This window comes from Streptomyces sp. NPDC058576 (assembly GCF_042718715.1).
Taxonomy (GTDB): Bacteria; Actinomycetota; Actinomycetes; order Streptomycetales; family Streptomycetaceae; genus Streptomyces.
Genome location: NZ_JBHXPF010000002.1, coordinates 198,136 through 216,074 on the forward strand (window position 1 = coordinate 198,136; position 17,939 = coordinate 216,074).

Annotated in this window: 19 protein-coding genes; 14 read left to right on the forward strand and 5 right to left on the reverse strand. The window is 69.7% G+C overall.

Annotation, left to right across the window (positions count from 1 at the left end):
- Nucleotides 1–7 precede the first annotated feature (7 nt).
- Nucleotides 8–490: an SAM-dependent methyltransferase gene (locus tag ACFWRV_RS02440; protein ID WP_384327035.1), complete on the forward strand. Its 483-nt coding sequence runs from the start codon at nucleotides 8–10 to the stop codon at nucleotides 488–490.
- Between the two features lie 101 nt (nucleotides 491–591).
- Here the strand turns inward: ACFWRV_RS02440 and ACFWRV_RS02445 are convergent, their stop codons facing one another.
- Nucleotides 592–1,008: an ATP-binding protein gene (locus tag ACFWRV_RS02445; protein ID WP_384327037.1), complete on the reverse strand. Its 417-nt coding sequence runs from the start codon at nucleotides 1,006–1,008 to the stop codon at nucleotides 592–594.
- 1,029 nt (nucleotides 1,009–2,037) lie between these two features.
- On the opposite strand from ACFWRV_RS02445, the gene ACFWRV_RS02450 reads away from it, so the two are divergent.
- From ACFWRV_RS02450 to ACFWRV_RS02505, 12 genes are all read left to right on the forward strand, one after another.
- Complete coding sequence (locus tag ACFWRV_RS02450) at nucleotides 2,038–3,222, forward strand: hypothetical protein (protein WP_384327039.1); 1,185 nt, start codon at nucleotides 2,038–2,040, stop codon at nucleotides 3,220–3,222.
- 70 nt (nucleotides 3,223–3,292) lie between these two features.
- The gene (locus ACFWRV_RS02455; protein WP_384327041.1) at nucleotides 3,293–3,796 is read left to right on the forward strand and encodes a GNAT family N-acetyltransferase; all 504 of its coding nucleotides are present in this window, start codon (nucleotides 3,293–3,295) and stop codon (nucleotides 3,794–3,796) included.
- Complete coding sequence (locus ACFWRV_RS02460; protein WP_384327043.1) at nucleotides 3,793–4,293, forward strand: gamma-glutamylcyclotransferase family protein; 501 nt, start codon at nucleotides 3,793–3,795, stop codon at nucleotides 4,291–4,293. Before ACFWRV_RS02455 ends, ACFWRV_RS02460 begins: the two co-directional genes overlap by 4 nt.
- Before the next feature lie 637 nt (nucleotides 4,294–4,930).
- Nucleotides 4,931–5,239 carry a helix-turn-helix transcriptional regulator gene (locus ACFWRV_RS02465; protein WP_384327045.1) on the forward strand — a complete coding sequence of 103 codons (309 nt, stop codon included), beginning with the start codon at nucleotides 4,931–4,933 and terminating at the stop codon, nucleotides 5,237–5,239.
- Nucleotides 5,240–5,289: 50 nt separating this feature from the next.
- On the forward strand, nucleotides 5,290–6,525 hold the full coding sequence (locus tag ACFWRV_RS02470; protein ID WP_384327047.1) for a tyrosine-type recombinase/integrase: 1,236 nt from the start codon (nucleotides 5,290–5,292) through the stop codon (nucleotides 6,523–6,525).
- Between the two features lie 110 nt (nucleotides 6,526–6,635).
- Nucleotides 6,636–7,517: a HipA family kinase gene (locus ACFWRV_RS02475; protein WP_384327049.1), complete on the forward strand. Its 882-nt coding sequence runs from the start codon at nucleotides 6,636–6,638 to the stop codon at nucleotides 7,515–7,517.
- Nucleotides 7,514–7,897: a DUF3037 domain-containing protein gene (locus tag ACFWRV_RS02480; protein WP_384327051.1), complete on the forward strand. Its 384-nt coding sequence runs from the start codon at nucleotides 7,514–7,516 to the stop codon at nucleotides 7,895–7,897. The genes ACFWRV_RS02475 and ACFWRV_RS02480 overlap by 4 nt, the downstream gene beginning before the upstream one ends.
- Before the next feature lie 219 nt (nucleotides 7,898–8,116).
- The gene (gene fabG, locus ACFWRV_RS02485; RefSeq protein WP_384327053.1) at nucleotides 8,117–8,878 is read left to right on the forward strand and encodes a 3-oxoacyl-ACP reductase FabG; all 762 of its coding nucleotides are present in this window, start codon (nucleotides 8,117–8,119) and stop codon (nucleotides 8,876–8,878) included.
- Between the two features lie 31 nt (nucleotides 8,879–8,909).
- Entirely contained in the window at nucleotides 8,910–9,665 is a 756-nt protein-coding gene (locus ACFWRV_RS02490; protein ID WP_384327055.1) for an SDR family oxidoreductase, read from the forward strand.
- 118 nt (nucleotides 9,666–9,783) lie between these two features.
- Nucleotides 9,784–11,364: an ABC transporter substrate-binding protein gene (locus ACFWRV_RS02495; RefSeq protein WP_384327057.1), complete on the forward strand. Its 1,581-nt coding sequence runs from the start codon at nucleotides 9,784–9,786 to the stop codon at nucleotides 11,362–11,364.
- A 104-nt stretch (nucleotides 11,365–11,468) separates the two neighbouring features.
- Nucleotides 11,469–12,152: a uracil-DNA glycosylase gene (locus ACFWRV_RS02500; protein WP_384327058.1), complete on the forward strand. Its 684-nt coding sequence runs from the start codon at nucleotides 11,469–11,471 to the stop codon at nucleotides 12,150–12,152.
- Between the two features lie 112 nt (nucleotides 12,153–12,264).
- Complete coding sequence (locus ACFWRV_RS02505; protein WP_384327060.1) at nucleotides 12,265–12,792, forward strand: hypothetical protein; 528 nt, start codon at nucleotides 12,265–12,267, stop codon at nucleotides 12,790–12,792.
- A 29-nt stretch (nucleotides 12,793–12,821) separates the two neighbouring features.
- On the opposite strand, the gene ACFWRV_RS02510 is transcribed toward ACFWRV_RS02505, so the two are convergent.
- Nucleotides 12,822–13,280, reverse strand: coding sequence for a hypothetical protein (locus ACFWRV_RS02510; protein WP_384327062.1), 459 nt, complete (start codon nucleotides 13,278–13,280; stop codon nucleotides 12,822–12,824).
- A 328-nt stretch (nucleotides 13,281–13,608) separates the two neighbouring features.
- Here ACFWRV_RS02510 and ACFWRV_RS02515 point away from each other — a divergent pair, with 328 nt between their 5' ends.
- Nucleotides 13,609–14,514, forward strand: a complete 906-nt coding sequence (locus ACFWRV_RS02515; RefSeq protein ID WP_384327063.1) for a Gfo/Idh/MocA family protein — start codon at nucleotides 13,609–13,611, stop codon at nucleotides 14,512–14,514.
- Here ACFWRV_RS02515 and lnt read toward each other — a convergent pair.
- From lnt to ACFWRV_RS02530, 3 genes are all read right to left on the reverse strand, one after another.
- The gene (gene lnt, locus ACFWRV_RS02520) at nucleotides 14,438–16,204 is read right to left on the reverse strand and encodes an apolipoprotein N-acyltransferase (protein ID WP_384327065.1); all 1,767 of its coding nucleotides are present in this window, start codon (nucleotides 16,202–16,204) and stop codon (nucleotides 14,438–14,440) included. The two genes, ACFWRV_RS02515 and lnt, sit on opposite strands and share 77 nt — an antisense overlap.
- Nucleotides 16,205–16,436: 232 nt before the next feature.
- Nucleotides 16,437–16,946: a nuclear transport factor 2 family protein gene (locus tag ACFWRV_RS02525; RefSeq protein ID WP_384327067.1), complete on the reverse strand. Its 510-nt coding sequence runs from the start codon at nucleotides 16,944–16,946 to the stop codon at nucleotides 16,437–16,439.
- Nucleotides 16,947–17,038: 92 nt separating this feature from the next.
- Nucleotides 17,039–17,908, reverse strand: a complete 870-nt coding sequence (locus ACFWRV_RS02530; protein ID WP_384327069.1) for a universal stress protein — start codon at nucleotides 17,906–17,908, stop codon at nucleotides 17,039–17,041.
- Nucleotides 17,909–17,939: the final 31 nt, after the last annotated feature.

Consider the following 17,939-nt stretch of genomic DNA (forward strand, 5'->3'; position numbering starts at 1 on the left):
AACCTCGGTGGCGATGTATGAGGTCGAATCGATCGCAACGGTGGTCGGGGGGCACACCCGCGTTCAGGACGACTACCAGGGCGGAGTCCAATCGGTCATCCGGCTCAACGACCGTTACCCCCTCGAAACGCTGCAGGGCATCGAGGAGTTCTCCCACTTGACGGTGACGTGGCGCTTCCACCTGGCGCGGCCAGAAGACGTTCAGTTGCACGCGCGTAGCCCCAGGGGAAATCCGCGGTGGCCGGCGACCGGTACGTACGTCCATCGCAACCACCGGCGACCGAACCAACTGGCGATCAGCTGCCCGCGATTGCTGAAAGTGGAGGGCCGGGACCTTCTGGTCACAGATCTTGACGCTGTCGACGGGACGCCGATCATCGACCTGGCCCCGTACTTCGTGGAGATGGGGCCTCGAAGCGACGTCCGTCAGCCCGCTTGGCCGGGCGAAATGCTTACTACGTACTGGCTGGACGCTTCGGAGCGCCCGTAACTCGGCTTCCCGTAATTTGTCGATGGCGGCACTGACCATCGGCGCGCCACCAGCGCAGGAAGAGGTCGGGGGAGCGTGTTCTGTGCCCTGGTTGCCAGTCATCAACTTGCCGCCAATCTCAGTTCGCACCATGTCGTGGCGCCAGCGTCGTCAACGCCCCAAGTGCCTCGCCCTTCTTCGGCGAAGGACTGCACGAGGACAAGGCCACGGCCGTCCTCGGCGGCGTCACTGGGAGCCTTGGGATGTGCGTGGGAACTAGGTACGCCGTCGTGAACGTCGATGCGCAGGGAGTTTGCGCGGAGCGACAGAATCACCGTGATCTCCCGGCCTCCGCTGTGCACGATGGCATTGGTGACCAGCTCGGAAACGATCAAGACAGCCTCGTCTGCAACACAGGCCAACCCGCAGGCGCTCAGACGCTGTCGGGTCCGGCGTCGCATGACGCCGACCTTCTCGCCGTCCTCGGGCGGCGGAAGCTCACCTGGCGGTCGCTGCTTGATGTCGAACGTGGAACGCATGAGGTCGCCGCCACGGTAGGAGCCTCGGTGCGGTCGTACGGGAGTCGTTGTCATCACGCCCTCTGAGGAGCTAGGAGGATCGCCCGGACCGCGGATGCCGCTCTGGAGAGGGGGCTCCGCCTGTAGTCGGGGGTGAGAAGCGAACGGGCTTCGGCAAGGCACCGGACCAGCTGCACCGGAGCGGTGAGCAGGGGGACGCCGCCTATAGCCGACTCGGCGCTGGGAGCCTCCAGCCACTCCACCGGTACGCCCTGCGCCGATGGCGCGAGCCCGGGGATACGAACCGCGTGGCCGGCACCAAGGCACGCTGGAACAGCACTCCGGTCGAGCCAGGACGCCCCGGCGACCAAATTGCCCCAACGGGCTGCGGTGCCGGGCGGCACGAGTACGGCCGCCGTGGCCGGGTTGGTGAAGCGGACAGCAGGTCCGACGGTCTGTTCGTACTGCCGCAGGATGCCGTACGCCATTTCAACGAGGGCGGGGGGCGCCAATACGACATCAAAGGTGATGCCGGTCGGCAGTCGACGAGGGAAGCCGGGCGTACGGCGCCAGACGGTCATGGACTCCTCCGACGAGGGAGTCGACGCAGCGAACCACGCGGACATGCGCTCGGGCTCGCTGGTCACGGTGCAGGTCCCCATGAGCCCCTCCCAGGTAGATATCTGATCCATGAGCACGCACGGTGCATCCGACGTCACCTAGTGCAGCGGAAGGCTCTGGGTGCTGAACAGGTCTTTTCGCCAGACCCTTGAGCGCCTCCCACCCGCCCTTCCCCCGCCCTTTCGACGCCTACTTCCGTCTCACCAGCGCTTTCGCTGACGACGCCTCACGCAGCCCGCGAGATGACCGCTACGGTGAGCTGACACCAGTCGGTAGAGGGGGTATCCGGTGAGTCGCAGCCCGATGAGAGCGCTACGCGAGAGCCGAAACCGGACCCAGGCGAAAGCGGTTGACGAACTCAACACGCTGGCAGAACGGCTGGCTGCTGAAGGGCGGGTCTCGAAGCCCCCTACCTTCACCGTCCGCCAGATGTCGAAGTGGGAGAGCGAGACGAGACCGCGCCCCTACCCCCACCCGGAAACACGGGTAGTCCTTGAGCTGTACTTCCAGCGGCCAGTTGAGCAGCTCGGGCTCCGCCCGAGTGCGGGAGAAGCGCCTCCTGGTGCCTCCGCTGTGCCCGTTGTGACACCGGTCCCGCTCATCGAGCAGTCGGCTGCGGCGATGCCCTTCCTCGCCGGAGGTGACCAGGACCCGCCGCCGTGGCTGGCTCAGACGACGACAGACGTGGCCAGTTCCGCGGACTGGAAGATCGCCGAAGACGAAGTCGAACTTCTCCGCCAGGCCGCGGATGACATGGACGCACAGGACCAGCAATTCGGCGGAAACCGGCTCTGGCGGCCGACGCGTGCTCACCTGCTGTGGGTACACCACATGATCGACCGTGGTATCTACGACGAGCAGCTAGGCCAGCAACTGCATGCTCTGGCAGGAAAGTTCACTACCAGCCTTGGCTGGTTCTCCTACGATGCCGGGCACCACGCCAAGGCTCGGCAGTACTTCTCAGAGGCGCTGAACGCCGCGATGCTGACCGGCGACGATGTGCTCTCCAGCCGGACGCTGAGCAACATGGCCCGCCAGGCCGTGGATCTGAACAAGGGGCGTGAGGCCATCCGCTTTGCCCGGCTCGCGCAGACACACGCGGGTATGTGGAGCGCGCCAACACGTGTCACGGCACTCTTGGCGATCCGTGAGGCTCAAGGGCACGCCCGGGTCGGCGATGCCTTCAGCTGCGAGTCCGCGATCAAGAGGGCCTGGAAGGAATGGGAACTCGGGACGGACGACCGCGACCCGGATTGGACGACGTTCCTTAATCAGGCGGAATTGGTGTGCCTGGAGGGGATGTGCCGGCTCGACCTCGGCCAGACCGCCCGCGCCCAGAGGCTCCTGGCGCAATCGGAGAAGCTGCAGGACGTGGCGCACTCGCGGAACAGGGGCATGTGCTTGGGCCGGTTGGCGACCGCGGCCATCGGCGCAGGGGACATCGACCACAGCGTCGATGCCGCGAGGAAGGCTATCGGGCTGATCCGGACGGCGGGTTTGTCTTCCGCTCGGGCGGTCCAGCAACTGAAGATCGTCCACGATGGACTGGCCCCTCGATACCGTGCCCGCGGGGTAGGGGACCTGCTCGCAGAGATCCGCGCGGTTGTCGCGTGATTCGGTAGAAGGAGAGATGCAACCAGTGGATGTGGAGTACCAGCGATACGATCGGGCGTCAGTCAAGGCCGTGACCGACGAGATGGTCGAGGTGTACGCAAGGGTGTACGACAAGCCCCCGTACAGCGGCGACCCGTTCTTCTCCGTCGCCTCCTTCCGGGAGCGGCTGGAGGCGGCTTTCGACAGCGATGGCTTCGAGACCGTGACCGCGCGCAGGGACGGGCAGATCATCGGATACGTGCACGGCGCCACGCTGCCCGCCGACAAGCCGTGGTGGATCTCCCTCGGCACCCGGAGGCCGGCGCAGCTCAAGGCCCTTGCGGATATTCGGCAGGTCTTCTGGCTCCGTGAGCTGATGGTCCTCCCCGAGTGCCAGAACCAGGGCCTCGGCAGAAAGATCCACGACACCGTGATCTCGGGACGCGCGGAGAGCGCCACCACCCTGACCTGCATCATCGACAATCAGCCAGCACATGACGCCTATCTGCGATGGGGATACACGGTGATGGGGGAGATCAAGCACGCCCCAGAGTCTCCGATCTACAACGCTATGTACCTGCCCAGCCCGCGATGACCGGAATGATCATGCACCAGATATCCGCCCAGTCCTCCCCAATTGCGGTGACCGTCGGTCGCGGTGACCGCATCGCGCCGGATGCCGCGATCCTGTTCGTGTACGGGACGCTCCAGTTCGATGCCGTCCTCGAAGCGCTGGTCGGCCGAATACCGAAGCAGGTGCCGGCTAGCGCACCCGGCTGGCGCGCGGCGTCCCTGGAGGGCCGGGTTTACCCGGGACTCGTAGCGGCGCCCGGCTCCGTGGCGCCCGGCGTGCTTTTCACGGACCTCAGCCGGACGGAGTGGGCGATTCTCGATGCCTTCGAGGATGACCGCTACGACCTGCGCGAGGTGGCTCTGGCCTCCGGCGAGCGAGGGCTCGCCTATGTCTGGCCGGATGGCGAAGTGCTGGAGGAGGACTGGGATGCCGAGCAGTTCCGTGCCCGTCACCTTGGCGAGTACGCCGCGCGGTGTGCGCGGATTGCCCCGGGGCTGACCGCCGGAACTGGCCACTGAACCGGGCGGCGTGCGCCCGAGCGCGACGAAGGTGGAACGCGAATCAGACGAGCGGTAACTGACCGCCGTCCGTGCGGCAGCGCGACGTTTCGTCCGCAGGCGGCCCCCGCGTGATTCAGGGGGCCGCCTGCAGTTTCGGTCGACGAAGGCATGCGCGGGGTTCAAGGTGCCTGTGAACGGCTTCCTTCCCTTCGCCAAGGTCGAGACCAGCGATTCCTCGGGGGCTGATCATGGGAATTCGCTCACGGCAGACGAGAATTGACAGCAAAAGACTGGAACCTCGGTCGGGGCCATGTCAATGTACAACGTCCGCGGAAAACGCCAAGTCAGAAGAAATTCTTCGAAAGGTGGTGCGCGAAATCCTAACCACCTAGGAGATGGCGGTCTGCTGGTGCTCGTTACGGACGGCACGACGCCATTCCTGTGCTCATACCGCCTGGCTCCCTAATCGAGACCACCGAAGTACTGCGATCCCATCGGGGAGGCGCGCACAACATAGCCGACGATCGCCGGTTGGCCAAACCGGCGATCATCAGGACGATTCAGGTGTTCGCATACGACTGTGCTTGGCGGTGGAGTCGTGGTGGACGCGGGCCGCCTAGGTCCATCCTCTCTCGTCCCTCTTAGGAAGTGCTCCATGCCTTCACGATCGCCGTTCGCTCCCCTGGCTGTGTCTGAACCCGCGAGCGCTGTACGCGACGCCTGCTTTCTCAACGTAAGGGATGCTGCCTCGTACCTCGGCATGTCACCGCACACGCTCTACGTCTGGCGGCACCGACGGCAGGGGCCGCCGAGCTTCCGCATGGGCCCTCGCGGGCGCGTCATGTACCGGCGGACAGCTCTTGACACCTGGATTCATGAGCAGGAACGCGCAGACTCTCGATCCAACTCTGCTTTGAGCCCACTGAGTGCGCATCCGCAGCGACCTACGAACCCCGGTGCTTGACGCGCCGAACACGTCGGGCGCCGCTCATGTCAACTTGAAAGGAAACCTGTTTGGCCGGCTACATCGAGGATCGTTGGCTCAAAAAGAAGAAGGACCCGGTCACCGGGAGAAGGGAGAAAACCGCTCGCTACGGTAAGGGCAAGCGGTACAAGGTCGCTGGCCTACCTGGCGTGCGAGACCGAGCCTTTGATGTGCTGGAGGACGCCAAGGCGTGGCTTCGCCGGGCAGCCACGGACGAGGAGCGAGGCGAGTTCGTAGACCCGCGCGATGGGTCCATCACGCTGGCCGACTATATCGCGACGCACTGGACGCCAGGTCGAGGAGGTGCTCCGAAAACCCAGGACAGTCAGGAGCGTAGGACGCGTCTCCATATCATCCCGTACCTGGGCCAGCTTCCTCTCAGGAGTATCGCCGCATCGGATCTGCGTGCGTTCGTAGCCAACTTGGAGTCGACAGTCTCGTCGGTCGACTACCAGCGCGGCATCCTGTCCGAGCTTTCCTCCATCCTGGAAGCGGCCGTCGACGACAAGCGCCTTGCGCGCAACCCCATGCACGCAAAATCTGTGCGGTGGCCCAAGTCGCCACGGGAGCGGCGCGACGCGTGGCCGATGGCTACGGCACTGCGGGTCCGCGATGCCATCAACGAGCGGAACAGGATCGCCGTCGTAGTCGGTCTGGGCTGCGGACTCCGCCAGGGCGAGGTGTTCGGACTGAGTCCGGAGGACATCGACCATGAACGCGGCATGCTTCACGTTCGGCGCCAAGTGCAGGCGATTCACGGAAGGCTGTACTTCGCCTTGCCGAAGGGGAAGAAGATCCGCACCGTGGATCTGCCCCCCTCGGTGGCCGAGGAACTCAGGCGTCACATCGAAGCGTTCCCGCCAGTTGAGGTGGAGCTGCCGTGGGGTAAGCCGGAGGGGGAGAGGAAGAAGTCCTCCCTGCTGCTCACCACGCGCTTCGGCAACGCCATCGCGGTGAACACATGGAACACCTACACCTGGAAGCCTGCCTTGGCCAAGGCCGGTGTCATCCCGCCACGTGCCGAGGGCGCGAAAGCCTGGCAGTGGGCGGCGGCCCCGAAGGATGGTTTCCACGTGCTCCGGCACACCTACGCCTCGATCATGCTGGAAGCCGGCGAGTCCGTCGTGACCTTGGCGCGGTGGCTCGGACATTCCTCGCCAGCGATCACTCTCGGTTACTATGCTCACTTCATGCCGGAGGCTGGCAGCAAGGGGCGCGGCACCATCGACGGTCTGCTTGGGAAGGGCGGGGCATCGGCTCGCTAGCCGAAACTCCCCAGATTCTCCCCAGCGCCGTCGACCGGCGATTCCCGCCTCTGCGCCCGACAGAAGCCCTCTGTTGATTGTAAGGCTGAAGAGATGGGTGGCCTGGGAAAGTGTTGCAAGAAGTCGTAGCGACCCGCTATGTCACGCCCCTGCGGGAGGGTGGCTCGCTCCCAGGGATCGTCGAGGCCGACGACCTGGGCACGTACGTCATGAAGTTCACCGGGGCCGGGCAGGGCCGCAAGACGCTCGTCGCCGAGATCATCTGCGGCGAACTCGGCCGCCGGCTGGGGCTGCGGGTGCCCGAGCTGGTGACCATCGAGCTCGACCCCGTCATCGGACTCGCCGAGCCCGACGAGGAGGTGCAGGAGCTGCTCCGCGCGAGCGGCGGACTGAACCTCGGGATGGACTACCTCCCGGGCTCGTTCGGGTTCGACCCGCTCGCCTACGAGGTCGGGGCGGCCGAGGCCGGGCGGATCGTCTGGTTCGACGCGCTCATCAACAACGTGGACCGCTCCTGGCGCAACCCCAACCTGCTCGTCTGGCACGGAGACCTCTGGCTCATCGACCACGGCGCGACCATGATCTGGCACCACAACTGGCCGGGGGCCCAGGCCTCCGCCGCCAAGCCGTACAACGCCTCGGACCATGTCCTGGCCCCCTTCGGGCCGGACATCGCCGCTGCCGCCGCGGAGCTCGCCCCGCTGGTCACCGAGGAGTTGCTCACCGAGGTCGCCGCCGACGTGCCGGACGTATGGCTGGCCGACGAGCCCGGCTTCGCCTCCGCCGACGAGGTGCGCCGGGCCTACGTCGCACCGCTGCTCGCGCGGGCCGCCGCCATCCACGAGCGGATCACTTTGGACGCGCCGACCGCGAGCCGGCCCTCGCAAGCCCCGGGCTGGCTCACCGACCGCCTGCCGCCCCGGCGGAAGCGGGCCGACGGCGACGACCGTGCCGCGGCAGCCGCCCCGGCCGGCGAGGAGGCCGGCCGATGACGCGGCGCGATGTCTTCGAGTACGCGCTCCTGCGCATCGTGCCCCGGGTCGAGCGGGGGGAGTGCTTCAACGCCGGGGTGCTCGTCTACTGCCGGGCCCACTCGTTCGTCGCCGCCCGGACGCACCTCGACGAGGCCAAGCTGAAGGCGCTGGACCCGCATGCCGACGTCGTCGGGGTGCGAGCCGCCCTGCGCGCCGTCGAGGGGGTCTGCGGCGGCGGTGAAGGGGCCGGTCAGGCGGCGGGCGACGACGCCGGACGGCGGTTCCGCTGGCTGATCGCCCCGCGCTCCACGGTGGTCCAGCCCGGCGCGGTGCACAGCGGGCTGACCACCGACCCGGCCGGTGAGGTGGAACGGCTGCTCGACCTCCTCGTGCGCTGATCCGCGCCCCGGCGGGACCTTCACGGCACAACGGCGTGTGCTCCCGCCCGGTGTGACGTGCGGCCCGCCGGGGCGTGCGCCGTTGACACCGGGTGCCAGGGCTTCTAGCGTCTCGACTGCTGAAGGTACTAAGCGGTTGCTCAGCGACCGGGAGCCTTTCTGTCAGGGAATCGCACCGACGTCCGCTGAGCCGCTATCCAAGGGCGAGGAGAACCAAGCATGTCCACCACCGAGCAGCGTGTCGCCATCGTGACGGGAGCGGCACGGGGCATCGGCGCCGCCACCGCCGTACGCCTCGCGGCCGAGGGCCGCGCCGTCGCCGTACTCGATCTCGACGAGGCTGCCTGCAAGGACGCGGTCGAGAAGATCACCGCCGCCGGGGGCACCGCGCTCGCCGTCGGCTGCGACGTGTCGGACGCCGGCCAGGTGGAAGCCGCCGTCGCGCGGGTCGCCGCCGAGCTGGGCGCGCCCACGATCCTCGTGAACAACGCGGGCGTGCTCCGCGACAACCTGCTGTTCAAGATGAGCGAGTCCGACTGGGACCTCGTGATGAACGTGCACCTCAAGGGCGCGTTCCTGATGGCGAAGGCCGTCCAGGCCCACATGGTCGAGGCCAAGTTCGGCCGGATCGTCTCACTCTCCTCCTCCTCGGCCCTCGGCAACCGGGGCCAGGCCAACTACTCCGCGGTCAAGGCGGGGCTCCAGGGCCTCACCAAGACGCTCGCCAAGGAGCTCGGCAAGTTCGGCGTCACCGCCAACGCGGTCGCGCCCGGCTTCATCGTCACCGAGATGACCGCCCAGACCGCCGCCCGTGTCGGTATGGGCTTCGAGGAGTTCCAGGCGGCGGCAGCCACCCAGATCCCGGTCCAGCGCGTCGGCCGCCCCGAGGACGTCGCGAACGCCATCGCCTTCTTCGCGGGCGACGACGCGGGCTTCGTCTCCGGCCAGGTCATGTACGTGGCCGGCGGACCCCTCAACTGATCCGGAACCGATCCGAAGGGCAGCGGACATCATGACGGTGCAGGACAGTGGAAAGGTCGCCCTCATCACGGGCGCCAGCCGGGGCATCGGCTACGGGATCGCCGAGGCGCTCGTCGCCCGCGGCGACCGGGTGGCCATCACCGGGCGGGGCGAGGACGCCCTGAAGGAGGCCGTCGAGAAGCTCGGTTCCGACCGGGTGATCGCCATCGCGGGCAAGGCGCACGACGAGGCCCACCAGGCCGCGGCGGTCGAGCGCACCATGGAGGCGTTCGGCCGGGTCGACTACCTGGTCAACAACGCCGGGACGAATCCGGTCTTCGGCCCCATGGCCGAGCTCGACCTCAACGTGGCCCGCAAGGTCTACGAGACCAACGTGATCTCGGCGCTGGGCTTCGCCCAGCAGACCTGGAAGGCGTGGCAGCGGGAGAACGGCGGGGCGATCGTCAACATCGCCTCCGTCGCGGGCGTCGCCCCCTCGCCGTTCATCGGCGCGTACGGAATGTCCAAGGCGGCCATGATCAACCTGACCGCCCAGCTGGCGCACGAGTTCGCCCCGGTCGTCCGGGTCAACGCGATCGCCCCGGCCGTGGTCAAGACGAAGTTCGCCGAGGCGCTCTACGAGGGCCGCGAAGCGGAGGCGGCCGCCGCCTATCCGCTGGGCCGGCTCGGTGTGCCCGAGGACATCGGGGGTGCGGCGGCTTTCCTGACCTCAGCGCAGTCCGACTGGATCACCGGCCAGACCCTCGTGGTCGACGGAGGAATTTTCCTGAACGCGGGCGTGGGCTGAGAGCGGCCTGGACCGTTTTGGCCCTGATTGAGTCAAGTGCCCCACCGGGCCAGCGGATTGATCCGGTGGGGCGCTGCGGTATGGTCTGCCGACCCATGGCTGATCGAGGAGCGTGCACGTGTTCTACCGGGCCAGTCTGCAGGCTGCTGCAGCCCTAGCTTCCCTTTCTCTGCTGGCCGGCTGCGGTCTCCTTTCCGACAGCGGATCGGAAACGGACCAGAAGATAACCGTCGGGACCACCAGCTCCCCGTCCACACTCGATCCGGCGGCGGCCTGGGACGGGTCCTGGGAACTGATGCGGAACGTTTACCAGACTCTGGTGAGCTTCCCGACCGGCAGTACGAGCCCGGAGCCGGACGCGGCGGAATCCTGCAAGTTCACCGACGCCACGAGCATGGCGTACCGGTGCACGCTCAAGAAGAACCTCACGTTCTCCAACGGCGAGAAGCTCGACGCCAAGGCCGTGAAGTACTCCATCGACCGCATCGTGGACATTCACTTCAAGGGCGGCCCGGCCGGGTTGCTCGGCTCCCTGGACCGGGTCGAGACCAAGGGCGACGACACCGTCGTCTTCCACCTGAACAAGTCCGACGCCACGTTCCCGTTCATCCTGGCCACGCCCGCCATGTCGCTCGTCGCCCCCGGCGACTACCGCAAGGACAAGATCCGCGACGACGGCCAGGTCACCGGTTCCGGCCCGTACACCCTGGAGTCCTACGAGGACCGGGCCACCGCCGAGCTGAAGAAGAACCCGGACTACAAGGGCTTCGCCAACCGGAAGAACGACGCGGTCACCATCCGCTACTTCGAGAAGTCCGCCGACATGGTGAGCGCGCTCAAGGCCGATGAGATCGACGCGACCTACCGGGGTCTGACAGCCGAGGAGGTCGTCAGCCTGGAGGACAACAAGGACGACAACGCCGGCCTCCAGATCGTCGAGAGCACCGGCGCGGACATCCGCTTCCTGGTCTTCAACCCGAAGGACCCGGCCGCCGCGAACCCCGCCGTCCGCAAGGCCATCGCGCATGTCGTGGACCGGGACGCGCTGGTCGAGAAGGTCTACCGGGGCACCGCCGAGCCCCTCTACTCCATGATCCCCAAGGGTATCGCCGGACACACCACGAGCTTCTTCGACACGTTCGGCGACCCGGATGTGAACAAGGCGAAGAACATCCTGTCCGGGGCCGGCATCACCGAGCCCGTGAAGATGAGCTTCTGGTACACCACCGACCGCTACGGCTCCTCCACGGAGCCCGAGTTCGAGGAGCTCAAGCGGCAGCTGGAGGCCTCCGGACTGTTCAAGGTCACCCTGAAGGGCGAGCCCTGGAAGACCTTCCAGGAGGGCTTCAACAAGGGTGAGTACCCGGTCTTCGGCCGCGGCTGGTTCCCTGACTTCCCGGACCCGGACAACTTCGTCGCCCCCTTCGTCGGCCAGGAACCCGTCACCGGCACCCCGTACATCAACAAGGAGATCACCCAGCAGCTCATCCCCGCCTCGCGGCAGGAGAGCGACCGGGGCGCGGTCAGCAAGCAGTTCGAGCGGGCCCAGGAGATCCTTGTCAACGACGTCCGCCTGCTGCCCCTGTGGCAGGGCAAGCTGTACGTCGCCGCGGGCGAGGACATCGGCGGCGGCGAGCGCGCACTCGACCCGCAGACCGTCATGCAGATGTGGGAGCTGTACCGCAAGGCCAGTTGGTAGACAACGGCAGGGACAGCGGCGACGGGCCTCCTCGGAGGCCCGTTGTCAGTGGTGACCGGTAGGTTTCGGGATCAAGAACCTGTTGCTCACCGGAGGTTGTGGACGTGACCGATATCGACCTGCTGCCCGAGTCCTGGCGCGGCGTCCTCGGCGAAGAACTGCAGAAGCCGTACGTCAAGGAGCTGGCGGACTTCGTCGAGGAGGAGCGGGCCAGGGGCCCGGTGTATCCGCCGCGCGAGCAGGTCTTCGCCGCTCTGGACGCCACGCCGTACGACCAGGTGAAGGTCCTCGTCCTCGGCCAGGACCCGTATCACGGGGAGGGCCAGGGACACGGGCTCTGCTTCTCCGTGCGCCCGGGCGTCAGGACACCGCCGTCCCTGCGCAACATCTACAAGGAGATGCAGCAGGAGCTCGGCCTGCCCGTTCCGGACAACGGCTGTCTGATGCCCTGGGCCGAGCAGGGCGTCCTCCTGCTCAACGCCGTGCTCACCGTCCGCGGTGGCGAGGCCAACTCCCACAAGAACAAGGGCTGGGAGAAGATCACCGACGCCGTGATCCGGGCCGTCGCCGACCGGCCCGACCCGGCGGTCTTCGTGCTCTGGGGCAACTACGCCCAGAAGAAGCTGCCCCTGATCGACGAGGAGCGCCATGTGGTGGTGAAGGGCGCGCACCCCTCGCCGCTGTCCGCCAAGAAGTTCTTCGGCTCCCGCCCCTTCACACAGATCAACGAGGCCGTGGCCGCCCAGGGGCACCAGTCGATCGACTGGCGGATCCCCGACCTCGGCTGACGGGCTTCTCGGCGGGACACCCTCCGAGCCCGTGTCTGACCGGTTATCCGGAAGCCCGGCGTTAGCGTCGGACGGACGGGCAACCGGCTGGACGGGCGACGAGGAGACCGCAGTGGTGGAGCAGCAGGATGCGTCCGACGACGCCGTCATGACCAGGATCGGCCAGGCGATCATGCTGCTCCACGGAGGTGACCGCGAGGAGGCACGCAACCGCTTCGGCGCGCTCTGGTCGGAGCTCGGAGCGGACGGCGACGCCCTGCACCGCTGCACCCTGGCGCACTACATGGCCGACACCCAGGACGACCCCGGCGACGAGCTGGCCTGGGACCTGCGGGCTCTGACGGCCGCCGAGGGGCTGAGAACCGCCGAGGGGCAGGGTGCCGCGGAGGGGCCGAGGGCGGCCGGGCAGCCGGGCGGCGGGCCGGCGGCGGAACACCGGGACACCCCGGCCGTCCGGGCGTTCTACCCCTCGCTTCACCTCAACCTCGCGGCGGACTACCTCAAGCTCCAGCGCCCCGACTCGGCCCGCATCCACCTCCAGCGGGCCCGCGCCGCGGCCGAGTCGCTCGCGGACGACGGGTACGGCGGCGGGGTCCGCGCCGCCATCGACCGCCTGGAGCTCCGCATGCGGGAGCAGTGACGCCCGTAGGGATCCTGCGGGCTTCCGCGTCAGCGGCCGTACGTCTCCGAACAGATGCGGGCCGCCCGGCTTCCCGCGGGCCAGCCGCCGTACCCCCGGCCGAGCGCGCAGACGTCCGTCCCGCCGCCGGGGACGCGCGGCACGGCGGGCACGGTGACGGACGGGACATCCGGGACCCGGCGAGGCTTCCGCGGCGCCGGCGGGTCCGCGCGCTCCTGTGGACGGGCGGCCCCCGCCGGTCCGGTGCGCCGGGCCTCCGCCGGAGGCTCGGGGGAGGGCGGCCGGGCGGTCGGCGGGCTCGGATCCGGCACGACCTCCAGCGCCTCACGGGCGGGCGGCTGCACGATCTGCGGGGCCACGTCCTGGACCGGCCCAGTGGCCCCCGGTCGCGGTGGGGGAACGGCCCCGGGCTCCACCGACACGCAGCCGGAGACGGTCGTGACCGCTAACCCGACCAGGAGTTTCGCGGTGATTCTGGTTCTCTGCACCCGGGTAACTCTGCGGTGCGGCCGGGGCCTCGGGGGCCCGGTGGGCAGGGAATGGCCCGCACGAGTGACCCGGTCAGCGGCGCGCACCGAACCGGGCGCCCCATCAGGTGCAGACCTCCGGCACGGGGCGTTCGGCGGCGTCGAGGGCGGGCTCGGAGCGCACCAGGTTCCCGGAAGGAGTCACGGCGGCCATCCTCAGCCATGATCATGTCCCTGGCCAGGGGTTTTGTGAGCGGAACCGGAGCATGGGCCGCCGGTGGCGGCGACGTATGCTGCCGGGGCGCGCACAGCCGCGCACGGCGGCGCGGCACGGCGACAGGGAGACCTCGTGAAGATCGGTTGCATCGGGCTCGGCGATATCGCACAGAAGGCGTATCTGCCGGTGCTCACCGCCGTACCGGGGGTCGAACCGCACCTGCAGACCCGCACCCCCGCCACGCTCCACGCAGTCGGCGACGCCCACCGCATTCCGGCCGGCGGCCGTCACACGACCCTTGACTCCCTCCTCGCCGAAGGGCTGGACGCGGCGTTCGTGCACGCCCCGACCGCCGTGCACCCGCAGATCGTGGAGCGCCTCCTCGACGCCGGCGTCGCCACCTATGTCGACAAGCCGATCGCCTACGCGTACGCCGAGTCCGAGCGGCTGGTGAACCTCGCCGAGGAACGCGGCGTCAGCCTCGCCGTCGGCTTCAACCGCCGCTTCGCCCCCGGCTACGCGCAGTGCGCGGAGCACCCGCGCGAGCTGATCCTCATGCAGAAGAACCGGGTCGGACTGCCCGAGGACCCCCGGACGATGATCCTCGACGACTTCATCCACGTCGTCGACACCCTGCGCTTCCTGGCCCCGGGCACCGTCGACCACACCACCGTGCGGGCCCGGCTCGTGGACGGCCTCCTGCACCACGTGGTGCTCCAGCTGTCCGGCGACGGATTCACCGCGATCGGCATGATGAACCGGCTGAACGGGTCGACCGAGGAGATCCTCGAAGTCTCCGGCCAGGACACCAAACGACAGGTCCTCAACCTCGCGGACGTCATCGACCACAAGGGCCAACCCAGTGTGCGGCGGCGCGGCGACTGGGTCCCCGTGGCCCGGCAGCGTGGCATCGAGGCCTGTGTGCACGCCTTCCTCGACGCCGTGCGGCGGGGCGAGACGCTCAGTGCCCGGGACGCCCTGGCGACCCATGAGCTGTGCGAGCGGGTGGTCCGGGAGGCCCTGGAGCAGGCCTCCTGAAGGCCCGCAGCCCCTCGACGGCGCACAGCGCGGCCAGCGCCGCGAACGCCCCGTACACCGGCCAGTCGCCGAACCGGCCGTAAAGCGTCTCCCCGCGCGCCAGCGGCAGGTCGAACACCTCACCCGCGCTCGCGTCCGTGCCCAGCGGGCGGCCCACCCGCTCGCCCCGGGGGCCGTACGCCGCGCTGATTCCGGTGAGCGTGGAGTGGACCATGGGGCGGCCGTTCTCGGCGGCCCGCAGCGCCCCCAGCGACGCGTGCTGGGCCGGGGCCCAGCTGTCCTGGAACGTCGAGGTGGCGGACTGCGCGACGAGCACCTGCGCGCCGTCGCGCACCAGCCGGCGGCTCATGTCGGGGAACGCCGTCTCGAAGCAGACCAGCGGGCCGATCCGCAGCCCCCGCGCCCCGTCCGGCAGGGTCATCACCACCTGGCGGTCGCCGCGCAGCCGGTCCTCGCCCGCCGCCTTGCCCACCGAGGTCGCCCACCCCAGCAGGGAGCGGGCCGGGACGTACTCGCCGAACGGGACCAGCCGCATCTTGTCGTAGCGGTCCCCGGTCGGCCCGCCCGGGCCGACGAGCACCGCCGACTTGAAGATCCCGGACCGCCCCGAGCCGTCCGTCTGCCGGGCGTCCACATTGACCAGCAGATCCGCGCCGACCCGCCGGGACAGCTCCGCCAGCCGCCTCGCGGTCTCCGGGCGCTGCCACGCACCCGCCCCGATGCTGCTCTCGCCCCACACCACCAAATCCACGCCCCGGCCCGCCAGCGAACGGGTCAGCTCCTCGCCCCGGTCCAGGCGGCGCGCGACACTCCCCGGCCCCTCCACGACACCCGGCTGCACGACGGCGATCCTAACCGTGCCCGCGCTCTCGGGCCGGGGCGCCCAGGCCCACATCGCCGTGACGGACAGGGCGCACACCACCAGCAGGACCCCGGCGGTCGTCCGGGCCCGGCGGTCGGCGAACAGCAGGGCCACGCCCGTGTTCACCGCGAGCACCAGAAGGCTCACCAGCCACACCCCGCCCACCGAGGCGACCCGCAGGGCCGGGGCGACCTCCCACTGACTCGCGCCGAGGAGTCCCCAGGGCCCGCCGAGCCCCTCCCAGGACCGGACCAGTTCGATCATCAGCCACCCGGAAGGCACGACGACCACGGCGGCCACGGCACGCGGCGCGGAAGGCGCCCCGCCGAGCAGCCGGGACACCAGTAGCCCCCAGGGGGCCCAGAGCAGCCCGAGCAGGGCGGCCAGCAGCACGATGAAGACATGGAGGCTCGGCATCAGCCAGTGATGCACGGCGATGACGAACCCGATCCCGCCGATCCAGCCGTCGAGCGCCGCCCGGCGGGGCGAGGGTGCGGCGCGGATCAGCAGCAGCCAGGGGACCAGCGCCCCATAGGCGAACCACCAGAGTCCGGGCGCCGGGAAGGAGAGCGCGGGCAGCGCCCCGGCGAGCAGTGCCGCCGCGCCCCGGAACCAGGGGGACGAGAGCGGCCCGGCGCCGACGGAGCCCCGGCCGCCTGCCGCCGGGCCCCCGCCGGAGGAGCCGCCCCCGCCGGAGGAGCCGCCCCCGCCGAAGGAGCCGCCCCCGCCGAAGGAGCCGCCCCCGGCGGCGCTGTCCCCGGACGCGCTGCCTCCGGAGACGTCGGCCGTGTTCCGGCCGGCCGGGAGACGCCCGCCCGGGATTCGCATGCCGTGCCCTCCTCGGTCGTGCGCGGGCGGGCGGTCGCCGTCACCGCGTCAACCCCTGGGTACCCAGTGTGGGGGAGGTGATCCCCGCCGGACACAGGGCGCGGGCCGAGCGGGGCACGGCGGACGGACCCGGGCGCCCCCGCGGGCGGCGACGGCGGTGCGACGACAGGCCCCGCGCGCCCGGCCTCGGGGACGTGCGCGTCAGGGGCCCACGGGCCTGCGCGCCCGGGGCCTACGCGTCCGGCGTCCGGCGCCACTTCTCGTGGACGGTGACCGTGTGGATCAGCCAGCCCGCCTCGGCGCGCCGAAGCTCGAAGGTGTAGCGGCCGCCGGTCACGAAGTCGGGTGTGGCGCCGCCGGGCTGCCCGGAATCCGCCTGCCCCGGGGCGCCGCCCGAGCCGCTCGCCGCCTTCCGGGCCAGGCCCATCGGGTTGAGGTAGTCGGCCCGCACCTCGGCCCGGTCGCCCGTATAGCCGCCCAGGTCCTCCAGGTCGATCCGGCGGTTGACGATCAGGTGCTGACGTACGGGGAAGAGGCGCATCGTCTCCTCCAGCCACCGGGCGATCTCGGCGGCCGGGCCCTCCACACCGCCCGCGCCCCGGTAGTCCGCGCGGCCGTCCGGGGTGAACAGGGCGCCGTAGTCCGACCAGGCCCCGTCGTCGACGGCCACCGCGTACCCGGTGATCACCGCATCGATGGCAAGCCGGTCCAGCACGGTCGCGAGCGCCACACGCTGTGTCATCGGTCAAGTCTCGGTCAAGCCGCCCGCCAGGCCAAGAGGCCTGCGCCGACCGGACGCGTGGGGCGACGCGACGGGGCGCGCGGGCGGCGGCCTCAGCAGGGCACGACGGCGACCGGCCCCAAGGCGTGCGTGACCGCCGTCTGCGCCACCGGGGACAGCCCGAGCCCGAGCGACTCGCCGCCCCTGCGGCGGCCGATCACCGTCAGGGCCGCCGTCGCCGACGCGGTCACCAGGGTGCGCGAGGCGGAACCGTTGACCGGCTCCCGGACGATCTCCACCTGCGGGTACTTCTCGTGCCAGCCCGACGTCAGCTCGGCCAGGGTCCGGGCGGCCGAGCCCGCAGCCTCCTGCCGGTCCAGGACCGGGCCGCCCGCGAGCATCGAGGAGAACATCGTCCAGCCGTGGACGATCCGCAGCCGGGCGCCCGGCCGGGAGGCCGCGGTGGCGAACGCGAACTCCAGGACCGCCTCGCTGCTCTCGTCGGCGGCCACCCCCGCCACGATGTCGGTGAAGGCCGCCGCGTCCGCGCCCCGGTCGTCGTCCCCCTCCGGGCGGTCGTCCTGCACGACGACGACGGGACAGCTCGCCATCGACGCCGTGGCGAGGCTGTTGGAACCGATCATCAGCGAGCGGAAACCGCCCAGTCCGCGCGATCCGACCACGATCATCGACGCGTCCCGGCCCAGTGAGACGAGGGCCGCCGACGGGAAGTCCAGCGGGGCCAGCGTCGAGGGCCGCAGCTCCGGAGCGATGAGCCCGCTCCGGCGTACGGACTCGGCCAGAAGCGTCTCCGCCTCGCGCCGCCCGGTCTCCTCGTCGACCTGCCGGGTGAGCGGGCGGACGTGGACGATCAGCAGCGGCAGTCCGCGCCGCACGGCTTCGCGGGTGGCCCAGTCGAGCGCCTGCCGACTGTGCGTGGAGCCGTCGACGGCGGCGATCACGGGAAGATCGTTGGTGGTCATGCCTCCGAGCGTACGTCGCCGGGCCGACGGC

What these genes read in the sequence shown, in the direction of transcription:
- ACFWRV_RS02460 (WP_384327043.1), top strand. Translation starts at nt 3,793, where the DNA reads ATGACCGGAATGATCATGCACCAGATATCCGCCCAGTCCTCCCCAATT.
- ACFWRV_RS02445 (WP_384327037.1), bottom strand. Translation starts at nt 1,008, where the DNA reads ATGCGTTCCACGTTCGACATCAAGCAGCGACCGCCAGGTGAGCTTCCG.
- ACFWRV_RS02465 (WP_384327045.1), top strand. Translation starts at nt 4,931, where the DNA reads ATGCCTTCACGATCGCCGTTCGCTCCCCTGGCTGTGTCTGAACCCGCG.
- ACFWRV_RS02530 (WP_384327069.1), bottom strand. Translation starts at nt 17,908, where the DNA reads ATGACCACCAACGATCTTCCCGTGATCGCCGCCGTCGACGGCTCCACG.
- ACFWRV_RS02490 (WP_384327055.1), top strand. Translation starts at nt 8,910, where the DNA reads ATGACGGTGCAGGACAGTGGAAAGGTCGCCCTCATCACGGGCGCCAGC.
- lnt (WP_384327065.1), bottom strand. Translation starts at nt 16,204, where the DNA reads ATGCGAATCCCGGGCGGGCGTCTCCCGGCCGGCCGGAACACGGCCGAC.
- fabG (WP_384327053.1), top strand. Translation starts at nt 8,117, where the DNA reads ATGTCCACCACCGAGCAGCGTGTCGCCATCGTGACGGGAGCGGCACGG.
- ACFWRV_RS02525 (WP_384327067.1), bottom strand. Translation starts at nt 16,946, where the DNA reads ATGACACAGCGTGTGGCGCTCGCGACCGTGCTGGACCGGCTTGCCATC.
- ACFWRV_RS02450 (WP_384327039.1), top strand. Translation starts at nt 2,038, where the DNA reads ATGTCGAAGTGGGAGAGCGAGACGAGACCGCGCCCCTACCCCCACCCG.
- ACFWRV_RS02480 (WP_384327051.1), top strand. Translation starts at nt 7,514, where the DNA reads ATGACGCGGCGCGATGTCTTCGAGTACGCGCTCCTGCGCATCGTGCCC.